Source organism: Nonomuraea sp. NPDC003214, from assembly GCF_053590035.1.
This window is the reverse complement of sequence record NZ_JBSFSX010000005.1, coordinates 659375-674127: the sequence shown is the minus strand read 5'-3', so window position 1 is coordinate 674127 and position 14753 is coordinate 659375. Positions and strand designations below refer to the sequence as shown.

The following is a 14753-nucleotide window of genomic DNA, read 5'->3' as shown; positions in this document are numbered from 1 at the left end:
TGACGGCGGGCCGGACTGTCGTATGTACTCCCCGGCAACACCCCGAGGAAGAGAACGACGCAGATCCGGCCGGCGAAATGTTAACGCTAACACTCCCCCACCCCCCCAAGGAGCACCGCATGTCCTTGAGCCGTCGTCAGCTCCTCCAGGCCGCGGGCGCGACCGCCGCGTTCACGGTCGCCGGCCAGGCGGCCGGACCCTCCCCCGCGCTCGCCGCCGCCCTCCCCCGGGCCAGGCCCGACATCGGCGTCTCGGCCTACGAGTTCGACCTCGGCCAGGTCCGGCTGACCTCCGGCCGCTGGCTGGACAACCAGAACCGCACCCTGGCCTACCTGCGCTTCGTCGACGTCAACCGGCTCCTGTACGTCTTCCGGGCCAACCATCGGCTGTCCACCGGCGGCGCGGCGGCCAACGGCGGCTGGGACGCGCCCGGCTTCCCGTTCCGCTCCCACATGCAGGGCCACTTCCTGACGGCCTGGGCGCAGGCCTACGCCGTGCTCGGCGACACCACCTGCCGGGACAAGGCCAACCACATGGTGGCCGAGCTGGCCCGATGCCAGGCGAACAACGCCGCCGCCGGGTTCACCGCCGGCTATCTGTCCGGCTTCCCCGAGTCGGACATCACGGCCGTGGAGAACCGCACGCTGAACAACGGCAACGTGCCGTACTACTGCATCCACAAGACGCTGGCCGGGCTGCTGGACGCCTGGCGGCTGATCGGCAACACCCAGGCCAGGACCGTGCTGCTGGCGCTGGCCGGATGGGTGGACGCCCGCACGTCGCGGCTGAGCCAGAGCCAGATGCAGGCGATGCTCGGCACCGAGTTCGGCGGCATGAACGCCGTGCTCACGGACCTGTACCAGATGACCGGCGACGCCCGCTGGCTGACCACGGCCCGGCGCTTCGACCACGCGGCGGTGTTCGACCCGCTGGCCTCGGGCCAGGACCGGCTCAACGGGCTGCACGCCAACACGCAGGTGCCCAAGTGGATCGGCGCGGCCCGGGAGTACAAGGCGACGGGCACGACCCGCTACCGCGACATCGCCGCCAACGCCTGGTCCATCACCGTCGGCGCGCACACGTACGTGAACGGCTCCAACAGCCAGGCCGAGCACTTCCGCGCCCCCGGCGCGATCGCCGCGCACCTGACCAGGGACACCGGGGAGGCGTGCAACACGTACAACATGCTCAAGCTCACCCGGGAGCTGTGGCTGCTGTCGCCGACGCGGGCCGACTACTTCGACTACTACGAGAACGCCCTGCTCAACCATCTGATCGGGCAGCAGGACCCGGCGAACCCGCACGGGCACGTCACCTACTTCACCCCGCTGAACCCCGGCGGGCGGCGGGGTGTCGGCCCGGCCTGGGGCGGAGGCACCTGGAGCACGGACTACAACTCGTTCTGGTGCTGCCAGGGCACCGGGATCGAGACCAACACCAAGCTGATGGACTCGATCTACTTCCACGACGGCACCACGCTGTTCGTGAACCTGTTCGTGCCCTCCACGCTCGACTGGGCCCGGCGCGGCATCACGGTCACCCAGACGACCTCCTACCCGGTCGGCGACACCACGACCTTGCAGGTCACCGGCAACGTGAGCGGATCGTGGACGATGCGCGTGCGCATCCCGGGCTGGACGCAGGGCGCGACGGTCAGCGTCAACGGCGTCCGGCAGGACATCGCCACCACGCCGGGCAGCTACGCCGCCCTCACCCGGTCGTGGGCCCCGGGCGACACCGTGACCGTGCGGCTGCCGATGCGCGTGATCATGAGGGCCGCCGCCGACGACCCCCGCGTGCAGGCCGTCACCTACGGCCCGGTCGTGCTGTCGGGCGACTACGGCAACACCGCCCTGTCGTCGGCCCCCACGCTCACCCCGTCGTCGGTCACCCGGACCAGCGCCTCCTCCCTGGCCTTCACGGCCACGGCCGACGGGGCGCAGGTGCGGCTGGGGCCCTTCCACGACGCGCACGGCCACAACTACGTCGTGTACTGGAACACCGGCGGCCCGGGCGGGAGCGGCGCGGCGAGCTTCCGGCTGATCAACGCGGCCAGCGGGCTGGCCCTCGGCATCCAGAACATGTCCACCGCCGACGGCGGCCTGGCCCTCCAGTGGACGGACAACGGCACCGCCGACCACGACTGGGTCCCGATCGCCGACGGCAACGCGGTGCGCTTCCGCAACGCGCACAGCGGCAAGGTGCTCGGCGTCGAGAACATGTCGACGGCCGACGACGCGCGGGTGCTCCAGTGGGGCGACACCGGCACCGCCGACCACCGCTGGACGGTCGGCGACACGGGCGACGGCTCCGTCAAGATCCGCAACGTGCACAGCGGCAAGCTGCTCGGCGTACGGAACGGCTCGACGGCCAACGGCGCGCAGGTGGTGCAGGACTCCGACAACGGCAGCCCGGACAACCTGTGGCGGTTCGTGCCGAACGGCGCGCGGCGCATCCAGAACGTGGGGACCGGGATGGTGCTGGGCGTCACCGGCATGTCCACGGCCGACGGCGCGCTCGTCGTCCAGTGGGGCGACACCGGCACCGCCGACCACCTGTGGACGGCTGTCGTCGACAGCGGCGGCTACCTGCGGCTGCGCAACTCCCACAGCCAGAAGGTGCTGGGCGTGGAGAACATGGGCACCGCCGCCGGTTCGCGCGTCGTGCAGTGGGCCGACAACGGCACCGCCGACCACCGCTGGCGGCTGCGCCACGGGCCGGGGGTCACGTTCCGGATCCAGTGCGCCAACGGCGGCCGCGTCCTCGGCCTGGCCGGCGCGTCGCAGGGCGCGCAGGTGGTGCTCGCCGACGACGGCGGCGCGAACGACATCCTCTGGAGGTTCCTGTGAGGCGCGTGCTCTCCATCCTGTCGTCCCTGCTCGTCGTGGGCGTGTTCCTGACCCCCCAGGCGTCGGCCGCCACGGTCGACACCAACGCCTGGTACGTGCTCGTCAACCGCAACAGCGGCAAGGCGCTGGACGTCTACAACCTCTCGACGGCCGACGGCGGCCGGATCACCCAGTGGGCGCGCAACGACCAGAACCAGCAGCAGTGGCAGTTCGTCGACTCCGGCGGCGGCTACTACCGCCTCAAGTCCCGCCACTCCGGCAAGGTCCTGGACGTCTACAACTGGTCCACCGCCAACGGCGCGGCCATCGTCCAGTGGACCGACCACAACGGCGCCAACCAGCAATGGCGCCTGGCCGACAGCCCCGACGGGCACATCCGCCTCATCTCCCGCCACAGCGGCAAAGCCCTCGAAGTCCAAGGAGCCTCCACCGCCGACGGCGGCAACATCGTCCAGTACGACGACTGGGGCGGCGCCAACCAGCAATGGCAACTCGTCCGCGTCGACGGCGGCGGCGGCTACACCAACCCGGTCGTCTGGCAGGACTTCGCCGACGGCGACATCATCCGGGTCGGCGACGCCTACTACTACTCGGCCTCGACGATGCACTACTCGCCGGGCGCGCCGATCCTGCGCTCCTACAACCTGGTCGACTGGGAGTACGCCGGCCACTCGGTCCCGAGGCTCGACTTCGACTCCGGCGCCTACGACCTCAACGGCGGCCGGGCGTACGTCAAGGGCATCTGGGCCTCGACCCTGAACTACCGGCCCAGCACCGGCACCTTCTACTGGATCGGCTGCGTCGAGTTCGGCCGCACCTACGTCTACACCGCCTCCGCCGTGGACGGCACGTGGACCAAGCGCTCGCGGATCGACAACTGCTACTACGACGCCGGCCTGCTGGTCGACACCGACGACACCATGTACGTCGCGTACGGCAACGGGACCATCAGCGTCGCCCAGCTCACGCCCGACGGGCTCGGCCAGGTGCGGGCACAGCAGGTGTTCCAGACCCCGAGCAGCGTCGGCACCCTGGAGGGCGCCCGCTTCTACAAGCGCAACGGCTACTACTACATCTGGTTGACCCGGCCCGCCAACGGCCAGTACGTGCTCCGCTCCACCTCGCCGTGGGGCCCGTACGAGATGCGCCAGGTCCTGCTCGACCTGCCCGGTCCTATCTCCGGCGGCGGCGTCCCCCACCAGGGCGGGCTCGTCCAGACGCAGAACGGCGACTGGTACTACATGGCGTTCGTCGACGCCTACCCGGGCGGGCGCATGCCCGCGCTCGCGCCGATCACCTGGAGCGGCGACTGGCCGTCCGTGCGGACCGTCGACGGCCGCTGGGGAGTCACGTACCCGAAGCCGAACATCCAGACCAGCCGCACCGTGGCCCCCATGATCGGCCCGGACGCCTTCACCTCGCCCGCCCTCGGGCACCGCTGGGAGTGGAACCACAACCCCGACACCAGCCGCTTCACCACCGGTGACGGCCTGCGGCTGCGGACCGCGACCGTCACGAACGACCTCTACAACGCGCGCAACACGCTGACGCACCGCATCCAGGGCCCGTCGTCGACGGCGACGATCGAGCTCGACCACACGCAGATGGCGAACGGCGACCGCGCCGGGCTGGCCATGCTGCGCGACCGGTCGGCGTGGATCGGCGTCAAACGCGACAACGGCGTCAGCCGGGTCGTGATGACCGACGGGCTGACCATGAACAGCTCGTGGCAGACCACCGGCACGGGCACCGAGGCGGCCAGCGCGGCCGTCGCGGGCGGCCGGATCTGGCTGCGGGTCAGCGCCGACATCCGGCCGGGCTCCGGCAGGCAGGCCCGCTTCTCCTACAGCACCGACGGCAGCACGTTCACGAGCCTCGGCCCGGCCTTCACGCTGAACAACGCCTGGCAGTTCTTCATGGGCTACCGCTTCGGGATCTTCAACTACGCCACGCAGTCCCTCGGCGGCGCGGTGACCGTGCGCCGCTTCGACCTCACCACCCCCTGACGAAAGGCACAGCCGTGAAACGCAGATCCCTGACCGTCCTGGCGACGGTCGCCGTCATGCTGGCGAGCCTGTTCGCCGCCCTGCAGACCCAGGCCGCCCACGCGGCGACGGTCGACACCAACGCCTGGTACGTGCTCGTCAACCGCAACAGCGGCAAGGCGCTGGACGTCTACAACCTGGCCACCAACGACGGCGCCCGCATCACCCAGTGGGCGCGCAACGACCAGAACCAGCAGCAGTGGCAGTTCGTCGACTCCGGCGGCGGCTACTACCGGCTCAAGTCCCGCCACTCCGGCAAGGTCCTGGACATCTACAACTGGTCCACCGCCAACGGCGCGGCCATCGTCCAGTGGACCGACCACAACGGCGCCAACCAGCAATGGCGCCTGGCCGACAGCCCCGACGGGCACATCCGCCTCATCTCCCGCCACAGCGGCAAAGCCCTCGAAGTCCAGGGAGCCTCCACCGCCGACGGCGGCAACATCGTCCAGTACGACGACTGGGGCGGCGCCAACCAGCAGTGGCAGCTCGTCCGCGTCGACGGCGGCGGCAACCCGGGACCGTGCGACCTTCCGTCGACGTACCGGTGGAGCTCGACCGGCCCGCTGGCGACGCCGAAGGCCGGCTGGGTCTCGCTCAAGGACTTCACCGTCGCCCCCTACAACGGCAAGCACCTCGTCTACGCGACCACGCACGACACGGGCACCCGGTGGGGCTCGATGAACTTCGGCCTCTTCGGCAACTGGTCCGAGATGGCCTCGGCCAGCCAGAACGCGATGTCCGCCTCGACGGTCGCGCCCACTCTCTTCTACTTCGCCCCGAAGAACGTGTGGGTGCTCGCCTACCAGTGGGGCGGGACCGCGTTCTCGTACCGGACGTCGAACGACCCGGCGAACCCGAACGGCTGGTCGGCGCAGCAGGTGCTCTTCTCCGGCAGCATCAGCGGCTCCGGGACCGGCCCCATCGACCAGACGCTCATCGGTGACGGCACGAACATGTACCTGTTCTTCGCCGGGGACAACGGCAAGATCTACCGGGCCAGCATGCCCATCGGCAACTTCCCGGGCAGCTTCGGCACTAACTCGACCGTGATCATGAGCGACACGACGAACAACCTGTTCGAGGCCGTCCAGGTGTACAAGCTCCAGGGCCAGAACCGCTACCTGATGATCGTCGAGGCGATCGGCGCGCAGGGGCGCTACTTCCGCTCGTTCACGGCCACCAGCCTGGGCGGCTCGTGGACGCCGCAGGCCGCGACCGAGGCCAACCCGTTCGCCGGCAAGGCCAACAGCGGCGCCACCTGGACCAACGACATCAGCCACGGCGAGCTGATCCGCACCAGCCCCGACCAGACCATGACCGTCGACCCGTGCAACCTGCAGCTCCTCTACCAGGGGCGCAGCCCGAACTCCGGCGGCGACTACGGCCTGCTGCCCTACCGGCCCGGCCTGCTGACCCTGCAGCGCTGAGCCGATCCGGCGGGCCCGGCACGGTCCGGGCCCGCCCTCGCCTCCTGGCCGGACCGCCCGCCGGACCGTGATCGGGGGTCAGGTCACGGCCAGGTGGACCCGGTGGTGGCGCGGGCTCTCGGCCTCGTCCAGCAGGGCGATGGCGAAGTCCGCGTACGACATCCGCGCCGCCGGGTCGCCGTGGTCACGGATCTCGTAGCTGCCGGTGCGCCGCCCCTCGTGGTCGAAGTCGCCGGCCGGGCTGACGTACACCCAGTCCAGCGGGCCGGCCTCGGCCCGCAGCGCCTCCAGCCCGGCGGCGTGGGCCAGGCAGAAGGGCCGGAACTCGGCCGGGAACGCGGGCGCGTCCAGCAGCCGGACCCCGTCGGCGCCGTGCAGCAGCGAGGCGAGCCCGGCCGTGACGAGCCTGTCCAGCCCGGCCTCGCGCAGGCCGGCGGCCAGGGCGTGCGCGGCGTCGGTGAAGAACGTGCCGGAGCCGAGCGCCGCGGTCGTGTTGACCGCGTGGTCGTGACCGGCCGCGAGGGCGGCGACGGCCGCCGGGTCGGTGACGTCCCCGGCGGCGACGCGTACGCCGTCGTCCGCCGGGCCGGTGTAGCGGGACGGGTCGCGGACGACCGCGGTGACCTGGTGGCCGCGCCCGCGCGCCTCGGCGACCGCCTGCCTGCCCGCCCTGCCGCCCGCCCCGAAGATCACATACTTGCTCATGGCCGGAATACCTCCCGTTGCGTGGATGCTCCGGGAAAGGTAGCCGCAGCCGCGGTTACCTTCTGGATACCGCGCGACCGGCCGACAGGCGGGAGAGACCGTGACGCATCGCCGACCGCTGCCCCGGGACATGTTCGACGAGCTGTGCCCGTCCTCGCTGCTGCCGTTCCGGTTCGGCGACAAGTGGGCGGCCCTGGTCATGCGCTGCCTGGAGGACGGCCCGCGCCGCTTCTCGGAGCTGCGCGTGCCGCTGCACCGCGTCACCCCGAAGGTGCTCACGCAGTCGCTGCGCGGGCTGGAGCGGGACGGGTTCGTCTCGCGCACCGTGCACGAGGGGCCGAGGCCGGCGGTGGAGTACGCGCTGACGCCGCTGGGGCGCAGCATGCTGGAGCCGCTGTACGCCGCGTGCGCGTGGGCGGCCGAGCACTGGGACGAGCTGCTCGACGCCCGGGAGCGGCACCCGGCCCCGTGACCCCCGCCGGCGGCTCGCCGGTCGTGATTATCACCGAGCGTGACCGGACCGGCTGGTAGCGTCGCTGCCGTGGCTCGGTTCAAGGGCTTGCCCGGCGGCGACGGATGGCGGCGCGCGATGACCGCCGCGGCCGTCGTCCTGCTGATCGCCGTCGTCCTGTCCATCGCCGCGATCGCGATCCTGCTCCAGACCGCCGGGCTCGACTGAACGTCGCCGGATTCGCCCCTGTCGTGCGGAGGTGTCGCTCCCCTAAGGTTTGCGGCATGAAAACCATTACTCTGAGTAGTTGGATAACTACTCTCAGACATGATGTTCCGGCATCACTGGTGGTGTTCCTCGTCGCCGTGCCCCTTTCGCTCGGCGTCGCCATGGCGGCCGGGGCGCCGCTCGCCTCCGGCCTGATCGCCGCCGCGGCGGGCGGGATCGTCGCCGGCTGGCTCGGCGGATCGGCCGTCCAGGTGAGCGGGCCGACGGCGAGCCTCACGCTGGTGATCGCCGGCCTGGTGCAGACCTACGGCTGGCGCGCCACCTGCTTCATCACCATCCTCGCCGGGCTGCTCCAGCTCGTCCTGGGGGCGTTCAAGGCGGCGCGTGCCGCGCTGGCCGTCTCCCCCGCCGTCGTGCACGGCATGCTGACCGGCGTCGGCATCATCATCGCCGTGGCGCAGCTCCGCGTCGTGCTGGGCGGCGACCCGCAGCACTCCACCTGGGCCAACCTGGTCGAGCTGCCCGGGCAGATCATCGACGCGCACGGCCACAAGGTCATGGTGGGCGTGCTCACCATCACCGTGCTGCTGGTCTGGGGCCGCGCGCCCAAGCACGTCCGGGCGGTCCCGGCGCCGCTGGCGGCGCTGCTCGTGGCCGCGGGCACGGCGTGGGCGTTCGGCTGGGACGTCACCCGCATCGACCTCACCGGCGCCGTCACCTCGTGGCAGCCGCCGCAGATCCCGCAGGGCGAGTGGCAGCTCGTCGCGGTCGGGGTGCTCCTGGTCGCCCTGCTGGCCGGGGCCGAGTCGCTGCTGTGCTGCGTGGCCACCGACGCCACGCACACCGGCCCGCGCGCCGACCTCGACAGGGAGCTGTCCGGCCAGGGCGCGGCGAACGTCGTCAGCGGCCTGCTCGGCGGCCTCCCGGTGGCCGGGGTGATCGTGCGCAGCACGACGAACGTGCGCGCGGGCGCGCGCAGCCGCTGGTCCGCCGTCCTGCACGGCGTCTGGGTGCTGCTCTTCGCGCTCTGCCTGGGCTGGACCATCAAGCTCATCCCCATGGAGGCGCTGGCGGCGCTGCTCGTCTTCATCGGCATCCGGACGATCAGCCTGGGTCATATCAGGAAGGTGCACGGCCACAACGAGGTGCCCGTCTATCTGGTGACCATGCTCGTCGTGGTCGGCGTCGGGCTGGCCGAGGGCGTCGTCGCCGGGCTCGGCCTGGCGGCGCTGCTGGCGCTGCGGCGGCTCACCCGCGTGACCGTGGACAAGCGGCCCGCGCCGGACGGCCGCCTGCACGCGACGATCTCCGGCTCGCTCACCTTCCTCGGCGTGCCGCGCCTGACGCAGGAGCTGCGCGCCATCCCCGCCGGCACCGCCGTGGAGCTGGACCTGAACATCGACTTCATGGACTACGCCGCCTTCGAGGCGCTGCACTCCTGGCGGCTGGACCACGAACGGCTCGGCGGCACGATCACCATCGACGAGCTGCACGACGAGTGGTACACGATGGCGGCCAGCGGGGCCCGCATGTTCCCGGCCAAGAGCCCGCCCCGGGCGGCCCACCACTGGTGGCTGCCGTGGGCGCACCACCGCCGCCTCCCGGCCGTCGCGGCGGCCGGGCAGTGCCGGCTCACGCAGGGGGCCGACGAGTTCCACCAGCACCGGGCGCCGCTGATGCGGTCCATCTTCACCGAGCTGGCCCGCGCCCAGCAGCCTACGCACCTGTTCATCACCTGCGCCGACTCGCGGGTGGTGCCCAGCCTGATCACCTCCAGCGGCCCCGGCGACCTGTTCACGGTGCGCAACCTGGGCAACCTGGTGCCGCGCGCGGGCTCGGACCTGGGCGACAACTCGGTGGCGGCGGCCATCGAGTACGCCACCCGCGTCCTGGACGTGCGGACGATCACGGTGTGCGGGCACTCCGGCTGCGCGGCGATGGTGGCGCTGCTCACCGGCCAGCGCGACCGGCCCGACCTGCCGGAGCTGGACCGCTGGCTGCGGCACGGCGATCCGAGCCTGGCCAGACTCGGCCCGCCGGGCGACGGCGAGTCGCCGCCCGGCGACACGCTCGACAGGCTCTGCCGGCTGAACATCCAGCAGCAGCTGGAGAACCTGCGGACCTACCGCGGCATCGCCGAGCGGGTCGAGGCGGGGCAGCTGGAGCTGGTGGGGCTCTACTTCGACATCGCCTCGGCGCGGGTGCACGTGGTGCCGCCCGCGCCGTGCGACCCCTCGGCTCCCGCGCCGCCCCCGGCGCCCCCGGCGCCCTCGGCGCCCTCGGTGCCCGAGCCCAGCCAGGGCTGACCGCAGGAGGTCACCGTGCCGCGCCCGGCGCGGTGACCTTCCGGTCGCGGCGGGGTCAGGCGCTCCAGGCTCCCGCTTGGGCGGCCTCCTTGACGTACGCGGCGAAGGAGCGCGGTTCGCGGCCGAGCGCGCGCCGCACGCCGTCGCTGACGTGCTCACCGGCGCCGTCGCGGATCCGGACGAGGAGTTCGGTCACCAGGTCGGCGGCCTCGGCCGGCAGCCCCTGGCCGGTCAGCGCGGCGGTGAACCCGGCCGGCTCCAGGGGCGTGTAGCGGATCTCCCGCCCGGTGGCCTCGGCGATCAGCTCGACGGCGGTGCGGAACGACAGCGCCTCCGGCCCGGACAGCTCGTAGACCTCGCCCGCGTGGCCGTCGCCGGTGAGCGCGGCGGCCGCGACGTCGGCGATGTCGCCGGCGTCGACGAACGCCTCGCGCCCCTCGCCGGTCGGCAGCGCCAGCTCCCCGGCCAGGATCGGCTCCAGGAACAGGTCCTCGCTGAAGTTCTGCGCGAACCAGGCCGGGCGCAGGATCGTCCACTCCAGGCCCGTCGCGCGCACGGCGCGCTCGACCGGCTCCTGGTACGACTCGGCCGCGCCGGCCGGGCCGCGCGCCGACAGCAGCACGACCCGGCGGACGCCGCTCTCCGCCGCCGCGCCGGCGAACTCCGCCACGGTGGCGACCGGGACGGACTCGTGCATCGGGACGAGATAGACCGCGCCCGCCCCGGCCAGCGCGGGCCGCCAGGTGTCACGGTCGGCGAGGTCGAAGGCGGGACTGCCGGAGCGGGAGGCCGCGCGGACGGGAAGGCCGAGCCGGTCGAGCCGGGCGGCGACACGGCGGCCGGTCTTGCCCCGGGCGCCGATCACGAGAATGGGTGAAACGGACATGCGGCCAGCACATCAGAGGCTCAGGGAGACGATCCATGGCCATCTGTCTCCGTCATATGTGAGATCGTCTCAGCATGGATCTGCTGGAGGACTATCTCGCGGGCGTCCGGGCGCAGGGCGCGGTCTTCTGCCAGTCGGTCGCCGAGCCGCCGTGGGCGGTGCGGTTCACCGATCCGGCGCCGCTGGCGCTGGGCGCGATGCTGCGCGGCGAGTCCTGGATCGTGCGCGCCGGCCTGCCGCCCGTCCGGGTCCGCGAGCGCGGCGTGGTGCTGGTGCGCGGCCTGCGGCCGTTCACCGTGGCCGACCGGCCGGACACCGAGCCCCAGGTGGTGATCGACGGCGCCGACCGGTGCTGGACCACGGCCGGCGGCCCGCAGGCGGCCGGGGCCGAGCTGCTGCTCGGGCCGCGCACGTACGGGCTCAGCGCCGACGGGTCCGACCTGTTCGTCACCGCCGAGTATCCCCTGCGCGGCGACGTGTCCGAGCGCCTGCTCAAGGCGCTGCCCGAGGTGGCCGTGATCCCGGCGGAGCCGCAGTTCGCGCCGCTGCTCGACCTGCTGGCCGGCGAGATCGGCGGCCAGGAGCCCGGCCAGCAGGTCATCCTGGACCGGCTGCTCGACCTGATGCTGGTGCGGGCGCTGCGGGCGTGGTTCGCCCAGCCCGGCGTCGACGCCCCGCCCGGCTACCGGGCCCTGTCCGACCCCCGGATCGGGCGGGCGCTGCGGCTGATGCACGAGCAGCCCGCCCGCCCGTGGACGGTGGCGGCCCTGGGCGCGGAGGTGGGGATGTCGCGGGCGGTGTTCGCCCGGCGCTTCGCCGAGCTGGTCGGGCAGCCGCCGCTGGTCTACCTGCGGGAGTGGCGCATGACCGCCGCCGCCGACCTGCTGCGCGTGCCCGGCGCCACCGTGACCGCCGTGGCCAGGCGGGTCGGTTACGCCGACGGGTTCGCGTTCAGCACCGCCTTCAAGCGGGTACGCGGCGTGCCCCCGAGTGCGCTGACCCGCTGAGCCTGGCCGCCTGCATGGCGCTCAGCCGCCGCACGTACAGCGCGGTGACGACCGCCGCCGGCACCGCCAGCAGGTGCGTGACGAGGATGGCCCAGCCGATCGGCTCCAGGTCGTACAGGTGGTACGACTCGTCGTCCAGCTCGTACTCCACGTCCCCCTGGCGGAAGAACTCCGTCCACGGCAGCCAGAAGACGGGCCAGGTCAGGAAGGTGGCCAGCCACACGGCCCACCAGGCGTGCAGGAGCCCGGCGGGGGCCATCGCCCGGTCGTGCCGGGGCGGGCTGGAGGCGTGCCAGACGTCGTCGGCGATCTGCTTGGGCAGCACCAGGCCGGCCAGCGGGACGAACCAGCCGTACACGGCCATGGCCGGGCGGTAACGCAGCCGGCCGGGCGCCAGCCGTTCGGCGACCGCCCGCACCCGCGCGAACCAGAGCAGCCAGCACACCACGAGCAGCGGGCCGAGGAGGGCCTGGACGACCATCAGCGGGATGGCGACCTCCTCGACGGGGTCGCGGATCTCCTCGTACGCCTCCAGCAGGCCGATCTGCTCGGCGTGCTCGGCAACCGTGAGCTGGTGGATCGCCGCGACCCCCGAGCCCAGCGCGAACAGGGCCAGCAGGACGTACACGGCGATCTCGTACCCGGTGGCCGGATACAGCGGGCGACCGCCGCGCAGGTGCCGCCGTTCGTTGACGAGCAACGGCGGCCCGGCCGCCGGGCCGGGCGGCGGCGGGGGCGCCGGCTGTTCGAGCGCGGTCAGCGCCAGGGTCCGGCGATCGGCGATGACCTGGGTGAGCGTCTCGGGCAGCCAGCGCACCGGGCCGGGGCCGTCACCGGCGGAGGCGAGGCCGGACAGCTGCGCCAGCACCTGCTCCAGGCCCGGCCGGGCGGCGGGGTCCTTGGCCAGGCAGGCCGCGACCAGCCCGGCCAGCGGGGCGGGCACCCCGGTCAGGTCGGGGTCGCCGTGCACCACCCGGTAGACGATCGCGTGGACGGGGCCGTCGCCGAACGGGCCCCGGCCGGTGGCGGCGTAGGCCAGCACGCAGCCGAGCGAGAACACGTCCGAGGCCGGCCCGACCGGCTGGGCCGTGGCCTGCTCGGGCGACATGAACGCGGCGGTGCCCAGCACGGCGGCCGTCTGCGTCTGGCTGGTGGCGTCCAGCGCGCGGGCGATCCCGAAGTCGATCAGTCGGGGCCCGTCCTCGGCGAGGATGACGTTGGCCGGTTTGAGGTCGCGGTGCACGACCTCGCAGGCGTGCACGGCGGCGAGCCCTTCGGCCAGCCCGGCCCCCAGCACCGCGACCGACTCCAGCGGGAGCGGCCCGTGCTCGTCGACCGCCTGGTGCAACGAGGGGCCGGGGATGTAGGCGGTGGCCAGCCACGGCGGGTCGGCGTCGGCGCCCGCGTCGACGACCTGGGCGGTGTAGAAGCCGCCGACCTTGCGGGCGGCCTCCACCTCGGCGGCGAAACGGCGCCGGAAGTGCGCGTTGTCAGCCAGCTCCGGGCGCACCGCCTTGACCGCCACCAGCCGCCCGCCGGGAGAGCGGCCCAGGAACACCTGGCCCATCCCGCCCCCGCCGAGCCGCGCGCGCAGCCGGTAGGGGCCGATCTGGATCGGGTCGCCGTCGTGCAGGGGATGAGGCATGACACCGCTTCCGCGTAGAGATCGTCGCCGGGTCGGTGTCATGATGCCAAAACGCCGGACTCCGGGCAGGCGAAACCGGATCGGCGCAAGAGGGATGTGCGGCAAGATGATCACGTCGCCGTGAAGGAGGCCGCTTGCTCGCTTTCGCCTGCGCCGGGTGCGGGGCCGTGCTGACCGCGAAGGTGTCGCGGGTGGAGCTTCCCGACCACGCCGGGCAGAAGTACGGCCACGACCTGGTGCCCGCCCTCCTGGAGCCGGGCACGTACACGGTCGATCCCGGGAACGGGCGGCCGTGGCGGCCGGAGACGCCCGAAGAGGAAGGCGGCGTCCGGCTGCTGACCCTCCACCTCGACGGCCCGCCGGGCAGGATCGGGCTCGCGCCGGGCGACGTCCGCGGCACGGTCGTGCTGACCGACCGGCTGGGCGGCTGCTGCTGCGGCTGGGACGGCCGGTACGGCCCGAACCTGGCGTGCGCGGGCTGCGGCGGCGCGGTGGCGACCCGGGTCGACGACTGCGGCCACTGGCAGGTGGTGTGGCTGGAGCCGGACGCCGTGCGTCCGGTCGCCGTCGAGGGGCCCGTCCAGCGGGTGATGGACTGGACGGAGCTACCGGGCCCGCCGCCCGTCGAGCCGGCCGGGTGCTGGAGCCCGGTGTGGGAGGCGGCGATCGCGGCGTCACTGGCCCACCTCGTGGTGGCTTCGGAAGGGCGGCGGGTGACCGTGCCCGACGGGCCGGTCGCCTGGGCGTTCCGGCCGGCGATCGACGGCCTGCTCCCCCGGGGCCTGCCGGAACGGCGTCTCGCCCTGGCCGGGCCCGGCGTGCCCGAACCGGTCGCGGACCTGGCCCTGGTGCCCCGGCATCCGCAGACCGGCGCGGTGTGGCCGGGCGCGACGGCGGCGGCGGTGCCGCTGGCGGCCGGGGTGTGGGCGCGCCTGGCGTTCGCCGACGACCGGCGGCTCCTGCTCGCCTCGCCCCGGATGCCCGACGGCGTCCGGCGTGACGACCCGCCCCCGCCGCTCCCGCACCTGCCCTTCCGGCCGGACGGGAGGGTGTTCGCCGGGACGCTGGAGCGGCTGGGGGCGACCCGGGAGCCGTGGCTGCGCCGGATCCACGACCGGGTGAGGGACGCCCCCTTCGAGCCCCCGTTCGGGTAGCCGTCGCGCTGGAACGTGCTGGTCGTGGCCGTAGCGGGTGCTAACGT

The 14753-nt window shown here is 73.1% G+C and carries 11 protein-coding genes; 8 read left to right on the top strand and 3 right to left on the bottom strand.

All coding sequences use genetic code 11. The features are described from left to right. Window positions 1–119 precede the first annotated feature (119 nt). The 3 genes from ACWDXC_RS18830 to ACWDXC_RS18820 are packed head-to-tail and all read left to right on the top strand — an operon-like array spanning window position 120 to window position 6324. A complete protein-coding gene (locus tag ACWDXC_RS18830) occupies window positions 120–2849 on the top strand; it encodes a beta-L-arabinofuranosidase domain-containing protein (protein WP_449983341.1) in 2730 nt (909 codons plus the stop codon). Next, window positions 2846–4855: an RICIN domain-containing protein gene (locus ACWDXC_RS18825; RefSeq protein WP_449983339.1), complete on the top strand. Its 2010-nt coding sequence runs from the start codon at window positions 2846–2848 to the stop codon at window positions 4853–4855. Before ACWDXC_RS18830 ends, ACWDXC_RS18825 begins: the two co-directional genes overlap by 4 nt. Window positions 4856–4911: 56 nt before the next feature. Beyond that, the gene (locus ACWDXC_RS18820; RefSeq protein ID WP_449983455.1) at window positions 4912–6324 is read left to right on the top strand and encodes a non-reducing end alpha-L-arabinofuranosidase family hydrolase; all 1413 of its coding nucleotides are present in this window, start codon (window positions 4912–4914) and stop codon (window positions 6322–6324) included. A 78-nt stretch (window positions 6325–6402) separates the two neighbouring features. Here ACWDXC_RS18820 and ACWDXC_RS18815 read toward each other — a convergent pair whose 3' ends face one another. Beyond that, window positions 6403–7029, bottom strand: a complete 627-nt coding sequence (locus ACWDXC_RS18815; RefSeq protein ID WP_449983336.1) for an NAD(P)-dependent oxidoreductase — start codon at window positions 7027–7029, stop codon at window positions 6403–6405. 100 nt (window positions 7030–7129) lie between these two features. Here ACWDXC_RS18815 and ACWDXC_RS18810 point away from each other — a divergent pair, with 100 nt between their 5' ends. The 3 genes from ACWDXC_RS18810 to ACWDXC_RS18800 all read left to right on the top strand — a co-directional run bounded on the left by ACWDXC_RS18810 (window position 7130) and on the right by ACWDXC_RS18800 (window position 10014). Further along, complete coding sequence (locus ACWDXC_RS18810) at window positions 7130–7501, top strand: winged helix-turn-helix transcriptional regulator (protein ID WP_357591103.1); 372 nt, start codon at window positions 7130–7132, stop codon at window positions 7499–7501. A 69-nt stretch (window positions 7502–7570) separates the two neighbouring features. Continuing rightward, window positions 7571–7708, top strand: a complete 138-nt coding sequence (locus ACWDXC_RS18805; RefSeq protein ID WP_219510134.1) for a hypothetical protein — start codon at window positions 7571–7573, stop codon at window positions 7706–7708. Window positions 7709–7764: 56 nt separating this feature from the next. Continuing rightward, window positions 7765–10014 (top strand): bifunctional SulP family inorganic anion transporter/carbonic anhydrase, encoded by a 2250-nt coding sequence (locus ACWDXC_RS18800; RefSeq protein WP_449983332.1) that lies wholly within the window; start codon window positions 7765–7767, stop codon window positions 10012–10014. A 55-nt stretch (window positions 10015–10069) separates the two neighbouring features. On the opposite strand, the gene ACWDXC_RS18795 is transcribed toward ACWDXC_RS18800, so the two are convergent. Then, window positions 10070–10900 (bottom strand): NmrA family NAD(P)-binding protein, encoded by an 831-nt coding sequence (locus tag ACWDXC_RS18795; protein ID WP_449983329.1) that lies wholly within the window; start codon window positions 10898–10900, stop codon window positions 10070–10072. 74 nt (window positions 10901–10974) lie between these two features. On the opposite strand from ACWDXC_RS18795, the gene ACWDXC_RS18790 reads away from it, so the two are divergent. Beyond that, complete coding sequence (locus ACWDXC_RS18790; RefSeq protein ID WP_449983326.1) at window positions 10975–11907, top strand: AraC family transcriptional regulator; 933 nt, start codon at window positions 10975–10977, stop codon at window positions 11905–11907. Here the strand turns inward: ACWDXC_RS18790 and ACWDXC_RS18785 are convergent. After that, complete coding sequence (locus ACWDXC_RS18785) at window positions 11864–13552, bottom strand: protein kinase domain-containing protein (protein ID WP_449983323.1); 1689 nt, start codon at window positions 13550–13552, stop codon at window positions 11864–11866. The genes ACWDXC_RS18790 and ACWDXC_RS18785 overlap by 44 nt on opposite strands. 134 nt (window positions 13553–13686) lie before the next feature. Here ACWDXC_RS18785 and ACWDXC_RS18780 point away from each other — a divergent pair, with 134 nt between their 5' ends. Next, window positions 13687–14706 (top strand): hypothetical protein, encoded by a 1020-nt coding sequence (locus tag ACWDXC_RS18780; protein ID WP_449983320.1) that lies wholly within the window; start codon window positions 13687–13689, stop codon window positions 14704–14706. Window positions 14707–14753 lie beyond the last annotated feature (47 nt).

What these genes read in the sequence shown, in the direction of transcription:
- ACWDXC_RS18830 (WP_449983341.1), top strand. Translation starts at nt 120, where the DNA reads ATGTCCTTGAGCCGTCGTCAGCTCCTCCAGGCCGCGGGCGCGACCGCC.
- ACWDXC_RS18790 (WP_449983326.1), top strand. Translation starts at nt 10,975, where the DNA reads ATGGATCTGCTGGAGGACTATCTCGCGGGCGTCCGGGCGCAGGGCGCG.
- ACWDXC_RS18815 (WP_449983336.1), bottom strand. Translation starts at nt 7,029, where the DNA reads ATGAGCAAGTATGTGATCTTCGGGGCGGGCGGCAGGGCGGGCAGGCAG.
- ACWDXC_RS18785 (WP_449983323.1), bottom strand. Translation starts at nt 13,552, where the DNA reads ATGCCTCATCCCCTGCACGACGGCGACCCGATCCAGATCGGCCCCTAC.
- ACWDXC_RS18820 (WP_449983455.1), top strand. Translation starts at nt 4,912, where the DNA reads ATGCTGGCGAGCCTGTTCGCCGCCCTGCAGACCCAGGCCGCCCACGCG.
- ACWDXC_RS18795 (WP_449983329.1), bottom strand. Translation starts at nt 10,900, where the DNA reads ATGTCCGTTTCACCCATTCTCGTGATCGGCGCCCGGGGCAAGACCGGC.
- ACWDXC_RS18800 (WP_449983332.1), top strand. Translation starts at nt 7,765, where the DNA reads ATGAAAACCATTACTCTGAGTAGTTGGATAACTACTCTCAGACATGAT.